Source organism: Achromobacter semiaridum, from assembly GCF_053543755.1.
Genome location: NZ_JBLVOL010000077.1, coordinates 52,892 through 74,047 on the forward strand (window position 1 = coordinate 52,892; position 21,156 = coordinate 74,047).

Here is a 21,156-nt window from a genome sequence, read left to right on the forward strand (position 1 = left end):
CCCCCGCGGCCAGGTCGGGCACATGGCTGGGCGGCTCTTGCGGTTGCGTTTGCAGCAGCAGCTGCTGGTTGTAGTGGTGCGAGGCCAGCACGCCGAACGCGTCGGCGGCCGATTCCGGCGTGCGGAAAGCAGAGGTTCCGGCGTCGTCCAACATACGCCGCAGCGGCCGCATGCCGGCGTCGCCCATGAAGCAGGTCACGACGGGCTTCTTGGCGCTGGGCGCAATCTGCGCCAGCTCGCGCGCCACGGCGGGCATGTCGGCCAGCGCGTCGGGCGCCAGCAGCACCAGCACGCCGTCCACGCCCGTGTCGTCCAGCACCGTTTCCAGAATGGCGCGGATGCGTTCGGGCGTCAGTGGCGTGTAAGTGATGACGGGGTTGTCACAGGCGGCGTCCGGCTCCAGCATGGCCTCCAGCGCGCGGCGGGTGGTGGGCGCCAGGTCGGCGCGCAGCACGGCGGCATCGGGGCCGATCAGGTCCATGGCCAGTTGCGGAGGCCCGCTGCCGTTCGAGATCAGCGCCACGCGCCGGCCCTTGGGGCGGCGCGTATAGCCCAGCACTTTCACGGCCGAGAACAGCTGCACGAAGTAGCGCACGCGCACCGCGCCCGCGCGGCGCAGGGCGGCATCGAAAATGGCGTCGGCGCTGTCGGCGTCGGACCGACCCGCCTTGAGCACGATGACGGGCTTTACGCTGGCGGCGGCGCGCAGCGCGCTCATGAATTCGCGCGCCGGCCCCACGTCTTCCAGGTACAGCACGATGCTGTCGGTGCGCGGGTCGCTGGCCAGGTAATCCAGCACTTTCGACAGCCCCACCACCGCTTCGTCGCCCAGCGACACGGCGGTGGAAAAGCCGATGTGCACATCTTCGGCCCAGTCCATGACGGCGGCCATGATGGAGCGCGACTGCGCCACCAGCGCCACGCGCCCCGCGCGCGCCAGCACCGGGTGCTGGCTGAAGTTCAGGCCGGCGTGCGGCCGCTGCGCGCCAAACGAACGCGGCCCCAGCAGTTCGCAGCGGTTCTCTTCCGCCCACGCGCGGCACAACGCCCAGGTGCCGCGCGGATACGGGTCGGGCAATTCATGCGGCAACAGAATCACGGCGCGCGGCGCCAGCGGCGACAGGCGGCGCAGCGTTTCCGGCAGCACGGCGGGCGACACGCAAACCAGGGCCAGATCAGGCCGCGCCCCCGCCGCCAGGCCTTCCAGGGCGGTGGGCAGTTCCGGGGCGGCGCCCGCCTGGCAATCGACCACCGTGGTCTTGGCCTTGAGCGCGGGCGACAAAGAACCCGCCGCCGGCAGTGGCCGGTCGGCAACGATCACCAGCGAACTGGGTTCGAACATGGGGGCAAGCGCGTGTCGCAGCATAGGGGATACGCCCTAATCTAAAATACCGTTCATCGTAACAAGACAAGCCCGCCGTCCGCTTGATGTGGACCCAGCCTGACGCCGCTTTTGTGGCGCCGCAGCCGCTATCATTGCCACCTATGACTTCCAACGCCACCTCCCCCATCCGTACGCGCTTTGCGCCTTCGCCCACGGGCTTTCTGCATTTGGGCGGCGCGCGCACCGCGCTGTTCTCCTGGGCGTTCGCGCGCCACCATCAAGGCACGTTCGTGCTGCGCATCGAAGACACGGACGTGGAACGCTCCACGCCGGAAGCGGTCGAGGCCATTCTGGACAGCATGCAGTGGCTGGGCATGCAGCCCGACGAAGGCCCCTTCTATCAGATGCAGCGCATGGACCGCTATCGCGAAGTGGTCGCGCAGATGTTGGCCGCCGGCACCGCTTACCATTGCTACAGCTCGCCCGAAGAAGTGGAAGCCATGCGCGAAGCCGCCCGCGCGCGCGGCGACAAGCCGCGCTATGACGGCACGTGGCGCCCCGAACCCGGCAAGACGCTGCCCGCCATCCCCGAAGGCCGCAAGCCGGTGGTGCGCTTCAAGAACCCGCAAGAAGGCGCCACGTCCTGGAACGACATGGTCAAGGGCACCATCAGCTTCGACAACACCGAGCTGGACGACCTGATCATCGCGCGCCCGGACGGCACGCCCACGTACAACTTCTGCGTGGTCGTCGATGACTGGGACATGGGCATCACGCACGTGTTGCGCGGCGACGATCACGTCAACAACACGCCGCGCCAGATCAACATCCTGCGCGCGCTGGGCGCCACCTTGCCCGAATACGGCCACGTGCCCATGATCCTGGGCCCGGACGGCGAAAAGCTGTCCAAACGCCACGGCGCGGTCAACGTCATGGAATACGACAACGACGGCTACCTGCCCGAGGCCATGATCAACTACCTGGCCCGCCTGGGCTGGAGCCACGGCGACGACGAACTGTTTTCGCGCGAGCAGCTGGTGTCCTGGTTCGACACCAAGCACCTGTCGAAGTCGGCGTCGCAATGGGACCCGAAGAAGCTGAACTGGGTCAACGCCCACTACATCAAGCAGATGGACAACGCGGAACTGGCCGAACGCGTGGCGCCGCGCGTGGCGAACCGGGGCGGCCATCCTGAAAAAATCGATCTGCCGGGCGTGATGGGCCTGCTGAAAGACCGCGCTGAAACCTTGGAACAATTGGCCGATGGCGCGATGCTGTTCTGCGCGCCGTTCACGCCGGCCGCGCCGGAACTGGTCGAGCAGCACCTGACCGCCACCGCGCGCGAAGCGCTGGCCGACTTTGCCCAGCGCGCGCAAGACACCGACTGGACCCGCGAGGCCCTGTCGGCGCTGATCAAGGCCGTGCTGGCCGACCGTGGCATGAAGATGCCGCAACTGGCGATTCCGCTGCGCGTGGCGGTGACGGGCCAAACGCAAACCCCGGCCGTCGATGCCGTGCTGGCCCTGCTGGGCAAGCAAACGGTGCTGGCTCGCCTGGCGGCGATCTAAGCAAGACGGGCTTCAAGTCGGGCCGGGTCAAGGCCGGTCCGATCAAGGCCGGTCCGGTTGAGGCAGATCGGATCAAGCCAAGACGATCCAGGTCGGATCCGATCCGGTGGCCACAAGACGGCGTTCCCAATTTCGGAACGCCGTTTCTTTTGCTATAGGGTGGCTAGGGGTTGGCTATGGGCTGGCTATGGGCTGGCTGTTGCCTTGCCATCGGCCCTGGCCCTGGCCTACGCGTTCGTGATCGCCGACCGCGCCTTCAACGCCCGGGCGAAGAACGCGCCCAACAGCGGCAGCAGCACCGCCGACCCGCCAAACAGTGCCGCGGCGCCGATCTCGTCCACCACCGCGCCCGCCAACGCCACACCCGCCGCCTGCCCCATGAACAGGCACGACGCGAACCACGCCACCGCCGTGCCGCGCGCGGACGGGACCATCTGCGTCGCATTCGTTTGCAACGTCGCATGCAGCAGGTAATAGCCGAAACCCGCCAGCACGCTGGCAAGCAGGCTCCACATCCAGACCGGCCCCAGCAGATACGACAGGAAAGCAACGCCCAGCACCAGGCCACCCGCGACGGCCAGGCCACGTTCGCCCAACCGCTTGAGTATGCGGCCCGCCACCACGGTGTAAAGCAGCCCGCCCACCGCGTACACGGCCACCAGTGCACCGGCGGCCGTCAGCGAAATATCAAACCGTTCGTGTAGGTAAGACGGCGCGAACGCCAGCGCGCCAAAGACCAGCAAGCCTTCGACAAACACCGTGGCCAACACGATGCGTGCCCATGGCGTGCCCAGCACCAGCCGCGCCTGTCCGATAAAACCCTGCCGTGCGGCGTTAGGATCAACCTGCGCAAAGCCCGCCACGCGCTGGCGCCGAACCTCCAGGTGCAGCAGCACGCCCACGATCAGGTAGCCCACCACCAGGGCCGCGAAGGCCCAGCGCCAGCCCACGGTGTCCGCGAAAATGCCGCCGGCCAACTGGCCCGCGGACATGCCCAGGATGGTGCCGGTCAAAAAGCGGGCCAGCGTCGCCTGCCGGCGCTCGTAGGGCACGTTGTCGCCAATCCAGGCCATCGACAACGGTACGATGCCCGCCCCTGCCGCGCCGGAAAGGGCGCGGCAAAGCACCAGCACATCCAGCGATTCAGCCATGACGGCGCCCGCGCTGCCTAACGCACAGGCCACGGTGGCCACGCTGACCACGCGGTATTTGCCGTAGCGGTCGCCCACGGGACCGAAGAACATCTGCAACACGCCATAGGCCACCGCAAACGCCGTCACGGCGCGCGCGGCCTGACCGGTGGTGGTGCCGAATTCCGCTGCCAGCTGCGGCAGCATGGGATCACAGATGCGAAAGGCGCTGGCGCTGACAAAGGCGGCCAGGGCAAGCAGCGCGATGGCGCGTGCTTCAGAGGACATGGCGGGCATGGGAAACCGGCGGCTAGGCAAAAGTCGAAGCCCGCACCTTACCGCAGCCCGGCCATCTTGGCGCGGTGGGCGAACACAGTGTCCGCCCCGCGCAACGGTGCGTCAGGCGCGGCTTTGTTCTGGCGCAGCGCCGGCACGCGCCATCCCCGCGCAACGATCAATACGGCAGGCGGTAGCCCTGCGGCATGCGGCGCGCGGTGACGACCTGGCCACCGCTCTTGAGTTCGCGCAGCGTCAGCTTGGCGCGCTCGACCTTTTCGACGCGATAGCGGTTCACGTAAATGGGGTCGTTGGCGTCCACGGGCTCGCCGGCGGACTTGGTCGTCTGCATCGTGTAGACGTTCTCGGCCACCGTCCAGCAGCCGGTCTCGCGCAGCGCCGGACGCGACTTGCGCCCGATCTTGAGCAAAGACTCATAGGCCATCGAGCCATCGGCGGACAACACGATCAGCGATTGCAATTCGCCGCTGACATCGCGCGGGCGCGTGTTCGACAGCCAGGTTCCGATCATGGGATCGCCGTTTTTAGCCGGCACGCAGGCGACCGGCTTGGGCGGGTCGGCGGGCTGGGCCTCGGTGATGACGGCGGGCTTTCTGGCAACGCATCCGGCCAGGATAAGAACGGCGCAGGCGATGCCGGCCGAACGCAAATACACACTGCTCATGACTTCCTCAACACGTCTGTCGACGCGCCGCGCCGATCACACCGGCACGTCCTTCGCGCAGCAAACATCACGCACTCTAAAGAGCCGTTGGGGAAGAATCAACGACGATCCGCGCGGTGTGCAATTGCGCAACAGTCCGCGTCGCAAAGCCGCTGGTTTAGCCATGGAACGCGCACGAATGCGTTGGTTTCAAGCGACACCGCGCGCGTCTCCACGGGTTCTCTTTCTACGCCCTCTATATATAGAGGGCGCTGCGATTGGCCTCGGTCACAACGGCAGCCGTTGTTCGTGCTTGATCTCGCGCAGCGCCACGATGGTGCGCGTCTGCCGGATGCCGGGCATGTTGAACAAGAAGCGATGCAGGAAGCGGTCGTAGGCCTCGGGGCTTTCCACCAGGATCTTCAACAGGAAATCCGAATCGCCGGTGACCGCGTAGCACTCCAGGATTTCGGGCGCGTCGCGCACCGAGCGTTCGAAGTGTTCAACCGTGTTCGACGAATGCCGCTCCAGGCTGATCTGCGCAAACATGCAGCCCAGGCCCACCTTGCTGCGGTCCACCTGGGCGCTATAGCCCTGGATCACCCCGCTGGCTTCCATCGCCTTGACCCGCCGCCACACCGGCGCGGCCGATAGCCCTACCTTGTCGGACAGCTGCTGCGCCGAAGCCCGGCCGTCCTCCTGCAAGGCCTTGAGGATGCCGATATCGGTCTTGTCCATCGCTTTGTCTCCTGGTTTTTGTCGAACACGAAATGTTCATTGCGAATTATAGGGATAGCACGATCCAAAAACGCAATAAATCGGATGCCGCGCGAACCTATCATGGTGCGAAATACCAGGAGCATTCATTATGGACGGCACTCCCGCCCCCGAACCCCAGCTGGACCTTGACTACCAGCTTGCCGACAACCTCACGCGGGAGTCCGGCCGCATCTTTCTGACCGGAACGCAGGCGCTTGTGCGGATCATGCTGACCCAGGCACGGGTCGACCGTGAGCGCGGGCTGAACACGGCGGGCTTTGTCTCGGGCTACCGCGGTTCGCCGCTGGGCGGCGTGGACATGGCGATGTGGAAGGCGAAGAAGGCGCTGGACGCCAGCAAGATCTCGTTCCTGCCCGGCATCAACGAAGACATGGCCGCCACTGCCGTCATGGGGACACAGCAGGCCGGCGTACGCGCCGACCGCAACGTCGATGGCGTGTTCGCCATGTGGTACGGCAAAGGCCCGGGCGTGGACCGCGCGGGCGATGCGCTGCACCACGGCAACGCGGCGGGCGCATCGCGCAACGGCGGCGTGCTGGTGGTGGTGGGCGATGACCACACCGCCGTGTCGTCCTCGATTCCGCACGCCAGCGAAGCGTCGTTGATCGGCTGGCAGATGCCGATCGTGCATCCGACGTCGATCGACGAGTACGAGACGTTTGCGCTATGGGGCTGGGCGCTGTCGCGCTATTCGGGCACGTGGGTCGCATTCAAGGCCGTGTCCGAAACCATTGAAAGCGGCCACTCGTTCAGCCCCACCCCCGTGCAGCACTACGACATGCCGGCCAACCCCGACATGCCGCCCGAGTCGCTGGAGTATTCCGCGCGCGACTTCCTGTCGCTGGCTGTCGAAGCGCGCATGAACCTGCGCATGAAAGCCGTGGCCGCCTTCGCGCGCCGCCACAGCATCGACCGCCTGACCTGTCCGGCGCCGCGCGCCACGGTGGGCATCGTCACCGTCGGCAAAGCGCATCTGGACACCATGGAAGCGCTGGCGCGCCTTGGCGTGGACACCGTCACCGCCAACGCACCCGTGCGCATCTACAAGCCGGGCCTGACCTGGCCGATGGACGGCGAGCGGCTGCTGGAGTTTGCGCGTGGGCTGTCGCACATCCTGGTGATCGAAGAAAAAGGCGCCGTGGTCGAAAGCCAGATCAAGGATCTGCTGTTCAACCTGCCGGACCGCCCCACGGTCATCGGCAAGAAGGGCTTGGCCGGCGAAACGGTGGTGCCCTCGGCGGGTCAATTGCGCCCGTCGCTGCTGGCGCGGCCGCTGGCGGCGTGGTTGTCGCGCAGCGCGGGCCTGCCGCTGGGCGCGGACCTGGCCGCTTTCGATTGCCAGTCGGCGCTATCGAACGACGCCGACGGCATGCGCCGCCGGCCGTATTTCTGTTCGGGCTGTCCGCACAGCACGTCGACCAAGGTGCCCGAGGGCAGCCAGGCCTTGTCCGGCGTGGGCTGTCACTACATGGCTGCGTGGATGGACCGCGACACGGGCGGGTTGACGCAGATGGGCGGCGAAGGCGTGGACTGGATCGGCTTGTCGCGCTACACCAAGATGCCGCACATCTTCCAGAACATGGGAGAAGGCACCTACTACCACTCGGGCTACCTGGCGATTCGCCAGGCGGTCGCCGCGCGCGCCAACATCACCTACAAGATCCTGTTCAACGACGCGGTTGCGATGACGGGCGGGCAACCCGTGGACGGCCCGATCTCGGTGCCGCAGATCTGCCAGCAACTGCGCGGCGAGAACGTGGCGCGCATTGTGGTCACCAGCGACGAGCCCGAAAAGTACCAGGGCGTGGACCTGGGCCCCAACATCAAGGTGCACCACCGCCGCGAGCTGGACGCGTTGCAGCGCGAGCTGCGCGAGATTGCCGGCGTGACCGTGCTGATCCATGACCAGACGTGCGCCGCCGAAAAGCGCCGCCGCCGCAAGAAGAACCAGTTCCCCGACCCGGCGCGCCGCATGCTGATCAACAGCGCGGTATGCGAAGGCTGCGGCGACTGCGGCGTGCAGTCGAACTGCCTGTCGGTGGTGCCGCTGGAAACGCCGTACGGCCGCAAGCGCGCGATCGACCAATCCAGCTGCAACAAGGACTATTCCTGCGCGGAAGGTTTCTGCCCCAGCTTCGTGTCGGTCATGGGCGGCAAGCCGCGCAAGAGCGCCGCGCCCAAGACGGACCAGGAACGCCTGCAACGCCTGATCGAGCAGTTGCCGCAACCCGCCACGCCGTCGCTGGACCGCCCCTACCGCCTGCTGGTCGCGGGCATGGGCGGCACGGGCGTCATCACCATCGGCGCCATCGTATCGATGGCCGCCCACCTGGAAGGCCTGTCGGCGGCGGTGCTGGACCTGACCGGTCTGGCGCAAAAAGGCGGCACCGTTGTCAGCCATATCCGCCTGGCGCCGGCCGGCGCGCCGGCGGGCCCGGTCCGACTGGACTGGCAGCAAGCCGATGCCGCCATCCTGTGCGACCCGGTAGCCTCGGTAGCGCCGGATTCGCTGGGCGCGCTGCGTCGCGGGCACACGCAGGTCACGGTCAACACCTATGTGGCGCCCGTGTCCGAGTTCACGCGTGACCCCGATGCCGCCATGCGTCCCGAAGCACTGCTGGCAAAGATCCGCCACGCCGCGGGCGATGCCAACACGGCCGCCATCGACGCGCACGACGCCGCGCTGGCATTGTTCGGCGACAGCATCCTGTCGAACATGTTCATGCTGGGCTATGCCTGGCAGCGCGGCGGCGTGCCGTTGTCGCAGGCGTCCATCAACCGCGCCATCGAACTGAACGGGGTAGCCGTGGCCGCGAACCGCGCGGCATTCGACAGCGGCCGGCTGGCGGCGCATCAACCCGACGCGCTGGAAAGCGCCCTGCGTCCGCGCGCCCAGGTGGTACAGCTGCACGTGCCGGAAACCTTCGAACGCGCCGTGGCCCGCCGCATCGCGGACTTGACCGCGTATCAAGACGCCCGCTATGCACGCGTCTACCAGGACGTGGTCGAAGCCGTGGCCGCGCGCGAACGCGAGCTGGCGCCCGACGCCAAGTCGCCGCGCCTGGCGATGGCGGTGGCGCGCGGCCTGTTCAAGCTGATGGCCTACAAGGACGAATACGAAGTGGCGCGGCTCTACACCGGCGACGCGTTCCAGGCGCAGTTGAAGGGGCAGTTTGAAGGCGACTACAGCCTGCGCTTTCACATGGCCCCGCCGATCTTCGCCCGCAAGGACCCGCGCACCGGCGTGCCGCGCAAGATGACGCTGGGGCCGCGCACCATGTCGGCACTGAAATTGCTGACACGTCTGAAAGGCCTGCGCGGCACCTGGTTCGATCCCTTCGGCCACACTGCCGAACGCAAGATGGAACGGGCGCTGGTGACCGAGTATCGTCAGACCATAGACCAGCTTCTTGTAGGGTTGACCCGGGACAACATCGCGCAAGCAGCTACAATCGCCGGCCTTGCAGAAACCATCCGCGGCTACGGCCACGTGAAGGCGGCAAGCGTCGAGAAGTACCGGACACAATTGGGTCGATTGATGCAGAGCTATACAGCACCGGCCCCGCGCGACATACCCCTGCGGAAAACCGCATAAACAGTCGCTTTGAGCCGTGCACTCCTGGGCGCGCCTTACTGGGCGCGCCCAGTGCATTTAGTTACAATCTTTTGTGAGCTTCGTCATATCTTCTTCTTGTTCCAGTAGGTCTCGATCACTAGAATTAGTGTCCAACGAGGGGTGCTACACTACATGTTGTGGTCGCCCAAGCGCTGATTCTCGTCGGCCACGCCTTTTGGACTAAGCCGTCCAAGCCGTTCCGACCCCTCAAAAGATCCACATTCGTACCCGGCATGACCGCCGTCATGTCGCTATCTACGCGTTTTCGCACAGGAGCTTCCATGCAGACTTCGATCGCCTCTGTGACCCGGCCTTCGGCCGTGCCGCCCTCGCAAACCGATTCCCCTGCCGACGCCAATGGCGGGCAATGGGCCAGCTACAACATCATTCGCCGCAATGGCTCGGTGGTTGGGTTTGAACCCAGCAAGATCGCCATCGCCATGACCAAGGCCTTTCTGGCCGTCAACGGTGGCCAGGGCGCCGCGTCCGCGCGTGTGCGCGAACTGGTCGAGAACCTGACCAGCCAGGCCGTGAACGCCCTGGTGCGCAACCGCCCCAACGGCGGCACCTTCCATATTGAAGACATCCAGGACCAGGTTGAACTGGCGTTGATGCGCTCGGGCCAACATGACGTTGCCCGCGCCTACGTCCTGTATCGCGAGAAGCGCACGCAAGAGCGCGCCGCCGCCGCTGCCGCCGAAGGCCAGGAAAAGGCCGCCGCCGCGCCCGAAGAACATGTGCTGAACGTGACCGACGCCGGTGTGCGCCGTCCGCTGGACCTGGCTGAGTTGCGCGCGACCATCGTCGCCGCCGGCGAAGGCCTGGACGAATTCATCGACAGCGAATCCATCCTGAAGGAAACGGTCAAGAACCTGTACGACGGCATCCCCGTCGACGAAGTGTTCAAGTCCGCCATCCTGTCCGCGCGCGCGCTGGTCGAAAAAGACCCGGCCTACAGCCAGGTCACCGCTCGCCTCTTGCTGCACACGATCCGCAAGGAAGTCCTGGGCGAAGAAGTCTCGCAAGACGGCATGGTCGCGCGTTACGCCGAATACTTCCCCACGTTCATCGCACGCGGCATCGAAGGCGGCCTGCTGTCGCCCGAACTGGCCAACTATGACCTGACCCGTCTGGGCAAGGCCTTGAACGCCAAGCGCGATCTGCAATTCGGCTACCTGGGCCTGCAGACGCTGTACGACCGCTACTTCCTGCACATCCGCGGCACCCGCATCGAACTGCCGCAGGTGTTCTTCATGCGCGTGGCCATGGGCCTGGCGCTGCGCGAAGCCGACCGCGAAACGCGCGCCATCGAGTTCTACGAGATCCTGTCCTCGTTCGACTTCATGAGCTCGACGCCGACGCTGTTCAACTCGGGCACGCTGCACTCGCAGCTGTCGTCGTGCTATCTCACGACCGTCTCCGATGACCTGGAAGGCATCTACGACGCCATCAAGGAAAACGCGCTGCTGGCCAAGTACGCCGGCGGCCTGGGCAACGACTGGACCCCGGTGCGCGCACTGCGCAGCCACATCAAGGGCACCAACGGCGAAAGCCAGGGCGTGGTCCCGTTCCTGAAGGTCGTCAACGACACCGCCGTCGCGGTGAACCAGGGCGGCAAGCGCAAGGGCGCGGTGTGCACGTACTTGGAATCGTGGCACCTGGACATCGAAGAATTCCTGGAACTGCGCAAGAACACCGGCGACGAACGCCGCCGCACGCACGACATGAACACGGCGAACTGGATTCCCGACCTGTTCATGAAGCGCGTCATGGAAGGCGGTGAATGGACGCTGTTCTCGCCGTCCGACTGCCCCGACCTGCACGACAAGGTTGGCCGCGCGTTTGAAGAAGCGTATATCGGCTACGAAAAGCGCGTCGCCAGCGGCGAGCTCAAGCTCTACAAGAAGATGCCGGCGCTGACGCTGTGGCGCAAGATGCTGTCGATGCTGTTCGAAACCGGCCACCCGTGGATCACGTTCAAGGATCCGTGCAACATCCGTTCGCCGCAGCAACACGTGGGCGTGGTCCACAGCTCGAACCTGTGCACCGAGATCACGCTGAACACCAACGAATCCGAAATCGCGGTGTGCAACCTGGGTTCCGTGAACCTGGTCGCGCACATGAAGCCGGCTGCCGGTGGTGGTTTCGAACTGGATCACGACAAGATCAAGCGCACCGTCAGCATCGCGATGCGCATGCTCGACAACGTCATCGACATCAACTACTACGCCGTCGAGAAGGCTCGCAATTCCAACGCGCGCCATCGTCCGGTGGGCATGGGCATCATGGGTTTCCAGGACTGCCTGCAAATGATGCGCGTGCCTTACGCATCGCAAGCCGCCGTTGAATTCGCCGATCGTTCGATGGAAGCCGTTTGCTATCACGCGTACTTCGCGTCGAGCCTGCTCGCCGAAGAACGTGGTCGCTATCAATCGTATGAAGGTTCGTTGTGGTCGCGTGGCATCTTGCCGCAAGACACGTTGAAGATGCTGCGTGATGAACGCGGTGGTCATGTTGAAGTTGATGAATCGAGCACGCTCGATTGGGATACGTTGCGCGCGCGCATCAAACAACACGGCATGCGCAACTCCAATTGCGTGGCAATTGCCCCAACCGCGACTATTTCCAATATCATTGGTGTATCTGCGTGCATCGAACCTACTTTCCAGAACTTGTACGTCAAATCGAATCTCTCCGGCGAGTTCACGGTCGTTAACGATTACCTCGTGCGTGACCTGAAGAAACTCGGTCTCTGGGACGAAGTCATGGTCGCCGACCTCAAGTACTTCGACGGCAGCCTGTCCCGCATCGATCGCGTACCTTCCGAACTCCGCGAACTCTATGCCACCGCGTTCGAAGTCGAACCGAGCTGGCTGGTTGAATGCGCGTCGCGCCGTCAGAAGTGGATCGATCAAGCCCAGTCGCTGAACATCTACATGTCGGGCGCATCGGGCAAGAAGCTGGATGACACCTACAAGCTGGCATGGCTGCGTGGCCTGAAGACCACGTACTACCTGCGTACCCTGGGCGCCACCAGCGCCGAGAAGTCCACGGGCCGCGGCGGCGAACTGAACGCCGTCACCGCTGGTGGTCAATCCACGGCCGCGGCCGTGGGCGCCGCACCTGTTTTGCCGGAACCCGAAGTTCTCGGGGCGGTTTGCACCATGCGGCCGGGCGACCCCGGCTTCGAAGAGTGCGAAGCCTGCCAATAACCGCCTCCGGAGAATTGAAATGATTAATTGGGAAGACGACACCACCGCCACGCAACCTGCTTCCCCCGCCCCCGCGGGCGGCCAGCAGGCTGCGCCCGAAGTCCGGGCGGCGACGGGTGTATTCGGCGACACCGCCATGCCGACTCCTGCCGCGCCTGAACACGCGGCGGGTCTGGCTGCCAGCGGCGCCGCTACCTCGCAGCGCGTGAAGGTTGCCGACAAGCGCATCATCAACGGCGAAACCGACGTCAATCAGCTTGTGCCGTTCAAGTACAAGTGGGCGTGGGAAAAGTATTTGGCCACGTGCGCCAACCACTGGATGCCGCAAGAGATCAACATGTCGCGCGACATCGCGCTTTGGAAGAACCCCAACGGGCTCACCGAAGACGAACGCCGCATCGTCAAGCGCAACCTGGGTTTCTTCGTCACGGCCGACTCGCTGGCCGCGAACAACATCGTGTTGGGCACCTACCGCCACATCACGGCTCCCGAATGCCGCCAGTTCTTGCTGCGCCAGGCATTCGAGGAAGCGATCCACACGCACGCTTATCAATACATCGTCGAAAGCCTGGACCTGGACGAAGCCGAGATCTTCAACGCTTATAACGAAGTTCCGTCCATCCGCGCCAAAGACCAGTTCCTGATCCCGTTCATCGACGCGATCGCGGACCCCAACTTCAAGACGGGCACGCCCGAAGCCGACCAGACGCTGCTGAAGTCGCTGATCGTTTTCGCTTGCTTGATGGAAGGCCTGTTCTTCTACGTTGGCTTCACGCAGATCCTGGCGCTGGGTCGCCAGAACAAGATGACCGGCGCCGCCGAACAGTACATGTACATCCTTCGCGATGAATCCATGCACTGCAACTTCGGCATCGACCTGATCAACACCGTCAAACTGGAAAATCCGCATCTGTGGACGCCGGCTTTCCGCGAAGAAATTCGAGAACTCTTCCGCAAAGCGGTCGAACTCGAATACGCTTACGCCGAAGACACGATGCCGCGCGGCGTGTTGGGCTTGAACGCACCTATGTTCAAATCCTACCTGCGCTTCATCGCCAACCGTCGTTGCCAGCAAATCGGTATCGAACCGCTGTACCCGCAGGAAGAAAATCCCTTCCCCTGGATGGCGGAAATGATCGATCTTAAAAAGGAACGCAACTTTTTTGAAACTCGCGTGATCGAATACCAAACCGGTGGCACGCTGAGCTGGGAGTAAAGCAGTACGTCATCAGGCCCGGCGCGGGCACGCTCTGCGAATACAGAGCGTCGCGTTCGCGACAGGCTTGATGACGCGCTTCCTGGTCAGGGTGTTTTCGAACACGTAGAACAAGCGGTCGGCGGCCTGTGATCAGGCTGCGACCGGCGCCATTTGAAATGGCTCGCGCCAAAGGAGCGGGGGCCATATCAAATGGCTGTGCCGAATTCATTAGCGCAAACCGTAGTAGCTGTTGCTCGCACAGAACAGCGGCATGCGCCGATGAATAGCCCGGGCACGGTTCGCCTTGTTGGCGAGTCGGGGCACGGGTTTAAGTTCTGGGACCCCTGAACCTAAGGAGCATGACCATGGCAACAGCCAAGAAAGCCGTAAAGAAAGCAGCGGCGAAGAAGCCCGCCGCCAAGAAGGCAGTCGCTAAGAAGGCCGCACCGGCCAAGAAAGCCGCTGTCAAGAAGGTAGCAGTCAAGAAAGTCGCCGCCGCCAAGAAGCCGGCAGTGAAGAAGGTTGCCGCCAAGAAGCCGGCAGCCAAGAAGGTCGTCGCCAAGAAAGCGGTAGCCAAGAAGGCCGTCGCTAAAAAGGCCGTCGCCAAGAAGGCGCCTGCCGCCAAGAAAGCGGTAGCCAAGAAGGCCGTCGCCAAGAAGGCAGTTGCCAAGAAGGCCGTTGCCAAGAAAGCGGTAGCCAAGAAGGCCGTCGCCAAAAAGGCCGTTGCCAAGAAGGCGCCTGCCGCCAAGAAAGCGGTAGCCAAGAAGGCCGTCGCCAAGAAGGCAGTTGCCAAGAAGGCCGTTGCCAAGAAGGCTCCCGCCGCCAAGAAGGCCGTTGCCAAGAAAGCGGTAGCCAAGAAGGCCCCCGCTGCCAAAAAGGCTCCTGCCGCCAAGAAGGCGCCTGCTGCAAAGAAGGCCCCTGCTGCTGCGAAGAAGGCTCCTGCCGCTGCCAAGCCGGCTGCTGCCGCCAAGCCCGCCGCTGCCAAGAAGCCTGCTGCAAAGAAGGCCGCTCCCAAGAAGCCCGCAACGCCGCCCTCCACGGCTGCTGCCCCGGGTGCAAAGACCGCGCTGAATCCCGCCGCGTCGTGGCCCTTTCCCACGGGTGGCCGTCCCTAATCCGGACGGTTCGAAGCAATAGCTTCACTAGAGCCGCCTGGCCTTGGCCGGGCGGCTTTTTTGCGCCTGCGCCATCCGCCAAATGCGGCGGCAATATGTGCGCGCAGCGTGCGACAATTGACTCCTCTTTTTTTGGGTGATCGCGTCCATGCTCGGTGAAATCTTCCGCTTCCTCCTCGAAATCGTGTTCACGCTGTTTGGCGCGGCATTGATTGCCCGCGCCTGGATGCACGCGATCCGCCTTCACGCCTTCAATCCGTTGGCGCGCACCATCTATCAGGCCACGAACTGGCTGGTGCTGCCGCTGCGCAAGATCATCCCCGCCGGCAACAAGATTGACTGGACCAGCCTGGTTGCCGCCTGGCTGGCCGCGCTGTTCTACATCGTGCTGATCTGGCTGGTGGCCCTGGGTGCGCTGATTCCCGCCGCGCTGCTGCCGGCCGCCATGGGCTCGGCGCTGATCATGGCCGTCAAGTGGGCCTTGAACCTGGTGGTGTGGCTGACGCTGATCCAGGCCGTGCTGTCCTGGGTCAATCCGACGGCACCGATGATGCCGCTGTTGCAGGCGCTGACGGCGCCCATGCTTGACCCCATCCGCCGCATCCTGCCGCGCACCAGCATCGACTTTTCGCCGCTGGTGCTGCTGATCGTGGCGCAGATCCTGCTGATGGTGCTGGCCAATCTAAGCCAGCGCATGATGGGCCTGTAAACCAAGACACGGGGCATTGCGCCCCGTTCTTTTTTTGCCCGCTAGGCCGGAATGCCGGCGTAGATCTCGACCAGCTTCTTGCGGTCGATCTTGTGGTTGTTGGACATGGGCAGCGCCGGGCAGGCCACCAGTTCCGACGGCACCATGTACGGCGGCAGCCGCTGGGCCAGCCGCTCTTTCCAGCCGGCCAGCGCGTCCGGCGCCAGAAAACGCGCATCGGGCTCTTGGGCCACACCCGCCACGAAACCAATCAAGCGCACCGCTGTGCCATCGGGCCGGCGCAGCACCGCGCACGCCCCGCCCTCCACGCCCGGCAGGCCATGCAATGCCTCGTCGATCTCGGCCAGCTCGATGCGATAGCCGTTCAGCTTGATCTGGTCGTCCATGCGGCCACGGCAAAACAGCAGCCCACCTTCCTGCATCAACCCCAGGTCGCCGGTGCGAAACGCGCGGCGGCCATCTTCATAGGTGTAGAGCTTGGCCTCGTTCAGGTCGGGCCGGTTCAGGTAGCCGCGCATCACGTGGTCGCCCACGATGCAGATTTCGCCTTCGTCCACGATCAGCACGCTTTCGGGCTTGGCATGGCCCACGGGCAGCGGATCATGCGCGGCCAGCACGGCGTCGGTGACTTCGATCCAGGTGGTGGCCACCGTGGCTTCGGTGGGGCCGTACGTGTTCAGGATGACCGCATCGGGAAAGCGTTGCCGCAGCTTCTTGGCCAGCGCGGCCGGCAAGGGCTCGCCGCAAAACAGGAACGTGCGCAGCACCGGCAAGGTCGCGGGGGAAAAGTCGCGGTTGGCCAACTGCTGGTGCGCGAACGACGGGGTCGACACCCAAACCGTCACGCCATGCTGCGCCAGGCGCGGCATCCACGTGCCGGCCGCCGCGATCTGCTCGCGTGCGTTCAACACACAGGCGCCGCCCGAAGCCAGCGTGGCGAACACTTCATACATCGACAGGTCGAAACTGAAGGGCGCCTGGTTCATGAACACCGGCGCCTCGCCCAGGCCAAAGCTGCCCAGCATCCAGTCGCCCAGCAAGCCGACGCTTTCGCGGCCGATCTGCACGCCCTTGGGGTCGCCCGTGCTGCCAGAAGTAAACATCACATAGGCCAGGCCGCGTTCGACCAGCATCGCGCCTTGGCCGCGCGTGAAGGTGCCCGAGGCCGCGTCATAGACGGCCGCGGCGCGCACGATCTCGACAATGCGGCGCAGCCGGTCGGCCGGGTAGATGGTGTCAACCGGCACGAACGGCGCGCCGATCAGCAGCGCGCCCACCATGGCGACGAAGAACGAGGCTTCCTTGTGGCCGTAGATGGCCACCGGCACATCGGGGGCCACGCCCTGCTTGCGCGCCACGTCCGCCCAGGCGTGGGCTTCGTCGCGCAACTGCGACCAGCTTAGCGAGCGGTCGGCGGCGGCAACGGCCAAGGCGTCGGGCGAGATGTCCGTATCCACGAACTGGAACGATTTCAGATCGAAACGCATGCCGAAACTCCCGGCGTCAGATGGGGCTGCGGCCGCTGAACACGTACAGCGCCAGCGCAGCCAGAATCAAGGTAAGCACACGGCCCAGAAAGCGCATCACCGGATGCGCCAGCGTGGCCTGCAACGCGGGGCGGGTGCGCGACGCGTTGATCAGCAGGTTGTGACCCACTGAATACGCGCCGAACATCAGCCCGCTGACGATGTAGTGCAGCGACAGGCCGTTCCACACGCCCATGGCCAGCAGCGTGGCGAAGATGCCGATGTTCTGTGCCGCCATGCGATGGCGTCCGAAGAACTTGGTCTTGCTCAGCGCCTTGTAGATCGGCATGAACACCACGTCGCGCAGCCACTCGGACAGGCTGATGTGCCAACGGCGCCAGAAGTCCTGCGGGTTCAGCGTGGCCAGCGGATTACGGAAATTGATCGGCAAGGTGAAGCCGAACAGCATGCCGATGCCGATTGCCATCGTCGAATAGCCGGCGAAGTCGAAGAACAGATACGCGCTGTACAGCGACGCGTTCAACGCCACGCCCGTGAACGAATAATCGTGCGCGTCCAGCGTGGCCAGGCCATAGCGCCAGATCAGTTCGGCCAGGCCAAACTTCTGGATCACGCCCACCATGATCAGTTCCAGACCGATCAGCCACGTGTTCAGGTTCACGCCTTCATAGCCGCGCTTCAGGTCGGCCTGAAAATTGCGCCAGCGGTACATCGGGCCGGCCAGCAACGTCAGCGGGAAGAACAGGTAGATGAAGTAGTCCAGCGGCGACACGCGTTCGTTGCGCTGCGCGAACAGCAGCACATCGATGGCGCGAAAGGTCGCGAACGACAGGCCCAGCATGGCGCCCAGATGCGACACGCCCGTCTTGACCAGCAGCAGCGGCGTCATGGTGATGATGACGGCCAGCCAGGTCGGAATGTAGTTGCGGCGCACAGCCCACAGGGCGCTGCCCGAAATGGCCAGCAGCGCGATGGGCTGATACGGCCGCGCCCAGAATACCGCCATCCATACGCCCAGGCAGATCACGCCGATGATGTGGCGATAACCGATGTGCAGCGGCATGCCGAACGAGCGATACGCCAACAGACCGAGGCCGCCGCACAGAGCGCCGCCAAAAAAGCTCAAGCTTGCGAACAATTCCATGGCGCGCTCAGAACTGTTGGTATTGGAATTCGACCTTGATCGGTCCGCCGCTGCCCGTGGTGGGCTGAGCCTGAAGCACGAATACGAGGATCACCCCGATGTACAGGCACAAATGCCAGAAGAAGCGGCGCCCGGCGCCGTCCTTGCGAAAAAATTTCATCGGGAAAAATACTCCGCAATACCTTGGTCCGCCATGGCCCAGCCAAGCTCGGCCAGATGCATGTCGTCGCGCACCATGCCCGGTTCAAACGGGATGCTGTAAAGGTCCAGGCACCCCATCTGATAGCGCTCGCACATGCCGGTGATGGCGGCCACCACCGGGTCGAAGCGCTCGACATCCAGGATCAGCTTGGGGTTGAACGGCTGAATGACGAAGTACGCCTTGACCTTGCGCTTCTGCAGCAGGGCCATCACGCGCGACAGATCGCCCAGCTCGGTGCGGGTGATCGGGTCGACGTCGGCGAACTCGTTACGAGCTGGCGAATACAGCGGCGCCAGATACTGCTTGTAGTAATCGTCACGCACGTCGTACGGGTTGTTGCCGCCCAGCTGCCTTTCGACTTCGCGCGCTTCGTGCGTCAGCCGGCCCCACTGCCCGGCGTTCAGGCGCGCCGCGGATGGCCAGGACACGAAGCGGTGCGCCGGCACCGACAGCTTGGTGCGCGGACGGTCGGGCGCAGGCTCTTTGCGGGCGTGCCACCACAGCGACAGCTTGTCTTTCAGTTCGGCCACCTGGCCATTGGCGATCAGCCAGAGCAGACCCCAGTTGGCGTTGTCGCTGATCCAGTTCTGCATCTGCTCGCGCGTGCTGGGCTGGTCCCACAGGCGGTCCCAGACCGGGCCGGTCACGTGTTCCGCAAAGGCGCTGCGCGGCAGTTGGCCGCCCGAGGCAAACCAGGCTGGCGACACCATGATGACCAGCCGCGTGTTGGGCGTCAGGGAATCGGCCACCGACTCCAGCACGCTGACGATGCCGTAGGACTGGAACATGGCGTGTCCGTACGCCAGCGTCGGCACCTTCAGTTCTTCAGGAAAGAAGCGGTAAGGCACGAAGCGCAGGTCGTGGCTGGACAGCTCGGATGAACCCAGCACGACCAGCGTCCCGTCGCTCAGGGCGTTGCCCAGGCGATTCAGGTTGACGTGTTGGGTGCCCCAGTCCGGCCCAAGGTTAGGCAGGTAGTTGTTCTTGTCGGCGGCAGTGGCCGATGGCGAAGCCGTGGGCGTCACGATGCGGCTGAGCACATCGTCCGCGCCCCAGTACACCCCTATCGCCAGTGCTACTGCCGTCGCGGCGGCCACGACGTGGGACAAGAACCGGGTGTTATGCAGTATGGGCAGCGACATAGCCGGCAAGCGTACGGACCGACTGCAGGTGTTCCGCGATTTCAGGAGCCGGGATGCTGCAACCGTACTCGGATTCGACAGCCAGCGTGATGTCCACGGCGGCCAGGGAATCAACCAGACCCGTGGCAATCAATTGCGTATCGGGGGTGACTTTCTTCATGACGATCGACTCGACGATCTCGCCGATCTTGGTGTGGAGTTCTTGCTCGGTATGCATAGATATTGCAGTTGCCTTGTCGGCAAAACATCCCCGCCCCTGGGATTCAGGTGACGAGAATACAGAAAAAAGCTGAAGCTCAACTGACGGGATTCAGCGATCCAGACCGACGTCGGGACGGCATCTGGGGACGCACTTGGTTACATCACCGCGAAAGCTTGACGTCGATCGCAGGCGCAATCATTGCATTTCGGCCGTCGAATCGCCATGAAACTTTTGGGCTAAATCGCGAGAAAAGGCAGGGAAACGTAACGCCTGCGGGTAAATCCCGGGGGCCTCGTTGCGGCGGAGCGACACTTTCAGGCAAAAAAAGGCCCCGATAATCGGGGCCTTCATACGCGTCGGCGCGGTCGAAAAAGCCCGCTTGCGCGGGGTTTCCGGAATTACATAGGGGTGACGCGGGTGGGGCCGGCGCCGCTGATCACCTGGACACGTTGGCCCACGCTGATCGGCACGTCGGCTTCTTGCGCCACGACGCGAGTTTCGCCGTTATCCAGGCGCACGGTAACTTCATAGCCCGAGTTGGTGCCAACCCGGTTTTCGACGGCGTTGCCCGCCAGCGCGCCAAGGATGGCGCCGCCGACCGTGGCGATGGTGCGGCCCGTGCCGCCTCCCACCGCATTGCCGGCCACACCGCCCAGCGCACCGCCGGCCAACATGCCGACACCGCTGGACTTGTCATTCTGGATCACGATCGGGCGCACGCCCGTGACCGTGCCCGTACGGACGATCTGCTCACGCTGGGCTTGGTCGTAGCTATATACCCCGCTGGACGCGCTGCGATTCGCGCAGCCGCCAAGCACAGCCATCGACGTCACGACGGCCGCGATGGCCAGCCACCGGCCAGTACGCGGGGTCACCAGGGAAAGAGATTTACTTTGGTTCATTTGGACTCCTCGATCGGGCACTGCCGACGAAAACTGATCATACCCCGCGCATTACCCCGGGCAGGCGCGGTTGCAACACACTGAAACTCACGGCCAAAGCCGGCAATCACCTTGTGACAGCGCGTCTTTCACGACGTCACATCGGTGATTTTCAACGTCCGTTCGACCACGCAATCGCGCGGCGGTTCCCGCGTCTGCAAGCCCGGTTCAGACGATCAAGCAGGCAGGTGAATGCCGTAGGTGGCGTGCAGCACCGCGTCGATATCAGCGCGCGACGGCGCGTGGTTTTGCGGGCCGAGCGAGGCGATCTTGATGGCGCCCATGACGTTGCCTAGACGGCAGCTGTCTTCCCAGTTCCAGCCGCTGGTCAGGCCGTAAAGCAGGCCGCCGCGCTGCGCGTCGCCGCAACCGGTCGGGTCCACCACTTGCGTGGCGCGCACCGGCGCGATCTGGATCGTCTTGCCGCCGGTCAACAGCGTGGGGGC

16 protein-coding genes and 1 pseudogene are annotated in these 21,156 nt (G+C 64.3%); 6 read left to right on the forward strand and 11 right to left on the reverse strand.

The features are described from left to right. A pseudogene (locus ACNPP0_RS20625) lies at positions 1-1,366 on the reverse strand (bifunctional acetate--CoA ligase family protein/GNAT family N-acetyltransferase); the annotation flags it as partial. A gap of 119 nt (positions 1,367-1,485) precedes the next feature. On the opposite strand from ACNPP0_RS20625, the gene gltX reads away from it, so the two are divergent. Further along, positions 1,486-2,892: a glutamate--tRNA ligase gene (gene gltX / locus ACNPP0_RS20630; protein ID WP_332612226.1), complete on the forward strand. Its 1,407-nt coding sequence runs from the start codon at positions 1,486-1,488 to the stop codon at positions 2,890-2,892. A 227-nt stretch (positions 2,893-3,119) separates the two neighbouring features. Here the strand turns inward: gltX and ACNPP0_RS20635 are convergent, their stop codons facing one another. The 3 genes from ACNPP0_RS20635 to ACNPP0_RS20645 form a co-directional block, all read right to left on the reverse strand. Further along, a complete protein-coding gene (locus ACNPP0_RS20635; protein ID WP_332612228.1) occupies positions 3,120-4,319 on the reverse strand; it encodes an MFS transporter in 1,200 nt (399 codons plus the stop codon). Between the two features lie 157 nt (positions 4,320-4,476). Then, positions 4,477-4,983, reverse strand: a complete 507-nt coding sequence (locus ACNPP0_RS20640; RefSeq protein WP_448706867.1) for a hypothetical protein — start codon at positions 4,981-4,983, stop codon at positions 4,477-4,479. Positions 4,984-5,250: 267 nt separating this feature from the next. Beyond that, positions 5,251-5,700, reverse strand: a complete 450-nt coding sequence (locus tag ACNPP0_RS20645) for an Lrp/AsnC family transcriptional regulator (RefSeq protein WP_046806515.1) — start codon at positions 5,698-5,700, stop codon at positions 5,251-5,253. 130 nt (positions 5,701-5,830) lie between these two features. Between ACNPP0_RS20645 and ACNPP0_RS20650 the strand changes: the two genes are divergently transcribed. From ACNPP0_RS20650 to ACNPP0_RS20670, 5 genes are all read left to right on the forward strand, one after another. Continuing rightward, positions 5,831-9,337, forward strand: a complete 3,507-nt coding sequence (locus ACNPP0_RS20650) for an indolepyruvate ferredoxin oxidoreductase family protein (protein ID WP_448706868.1) — start codon at positions 5,831-5,833, stop codon at positions 9,335-9,337. Between the two features lie 302 nt (positions 9,338-9,639). Further along, positions 9,640-12,570: a ribonucleoside-diphosphate reductase subunit alpha gene (locus ACNPP0_RS20655; protein ID WP_448706869.1), complete on the forward strand. Its 2,931-nt coding sequence runs from the start codon at positions 9,640-9,642 to the stop codon at positions 12,568-12,570. A 19-nt stretch (positions 12,571-12,589) separates the two neighbouring features. Beyond that, positions 12,590-13,786 carry a ribonucleotide-diphosphate reductase subunit beta gene (locus tag ACNPP0_RS20660; protein ID WP_332612236.1) on the forward strand — a complete coding sequence of 399 codons (1,197 nt, stop codon included), beginning with the start codon at positions 12,590-12,592 and terminating at the stop codon, positions 13,784-13,786. A gap of 347 nt (positions 13,787-14,133) precedes the next feature. After that, positions 14,134-14,883, forward strand: a complete 750-nt coding sequence (locus tag ACNPP0_RS20665; RefSeq protein WP_448706870.1) for a histone H1-like DNA-binding protein — start codon at positions 14,134-14,136, stop codon at positions 14,881-14,883. A gap of 148 nt (positions 14,884-15,031) precedes the next feature. Next, on the forward strand, positions 15,032-15,592 hold the full coding sequence (locus ACNPP0_RS20670; RefSeq protein ID WP_332612240.1) for a YggT family protein: 561 nt from the start codon (positions 15,032-15,034) through the stop codon (positions 15,590-15,592). A gap of 41 nt (positions 15,593-15,633) precedes the next feature. Here the strand turns inward: ACNPP0_RS20670 and ACNPP0_RS20675 are convergent, their stop codons facing one another. The 7 genes from ACNPP0_RS20675 to ACNPP0_RS20705 all read right to left on the reverse strand — a co-directional run. Further along, the gene (locus tag ACNPP0_RS20675; RefSeq protein WP_448706871.1) at positions 15,634-17,079 is read right to left on the reverse strand and encodes a D-alanine--poly(phosphoribitol) ligase; all 1,446 of its coding nucleotides are present in this window, start codon (positions 17,077-17,079) and stop codon (positions 15,634-15,636) included. A 16-nt stretch (positions 17,080-17,095) separates the two neighbouring features. Then, positions 17,096-18,223 carry an MBOAT family O-acyltransferase gene (locus ACNPP0_RS20680; RefSeq protein WP_332612242.1) on the reverse strand — a complete coding sequence of 376 codons (1,128 nt, stop codon included), beginning with the start codon at positions 18,221-18,223 and terminating at the stop codon, positions 17,096-17,098. 7 nt (positions 18,224-18,230) lie between these two features. Further along, the gene (locus ACNPP0_RS20685) at positions 18,231-18,383 is read right to left on the reverse strand and encodes a hypothetical protein (RefSeq protein ID WP_104145181.1); all 153 of its coding nucleotides are present in this window, start codon (positions 18,381-18,383) and stop codon (positions 18,231-18,233) included. Further along, the gene (locus ACNPP0_RS20690; RefSeq protein ID WP_448706872.1) at positions 18,380-19,567 is read right to left on the reverse strand and encodes a D-alanyl-lipoteichoic acid biosynthesis protein DltD; all 1,188 of its coding nucleotides are present in this window, start codon (positions 19,565-19,567) and stop codon (positions 18,380-18,382) included. The genes ACNPP0_RS20685 and ACNPP0_RS20690 overlap by 4 nt, the downstream gene beginning before the upstream one ends. Then, a complete protein-coding gene (locus tag ACNPP0_RS20695; RefSeq protein WP_046806524.1) occupies positions 19,545-19,784 on the reverse strand; it encodes an acyl carrier protein in 240 nt (79 codons plus the stop codon). Before ACNPP0_RS20695 ends, ACNPP0_RS20690 begins: the two co-directional genes overlap by 23 nt. A 383-nt stretch (positions 19,785-20,167) precedes the next feature. Then, on the reverse strand, positions 20,168-20,671 hold the full coding sequence (locus ACNPP0_RS20700; RefSeq protein ID WP_046806525.1) for an outer membrane lipoprotein: 504 nt from the start codon (positions 20,669-20,671) through the stop codon (positions 20,168-20,170). Between the two features lie 215 nt (positions 20,672-20,886). Further along, the coding region (locus ACNPP0_RS20705) for a PfkB family carbohydrate kinase (protein ID WP_448706873.1) at positions 20,887-21,156 on the reverse strand (270 nt) is incomplete at its 5' end.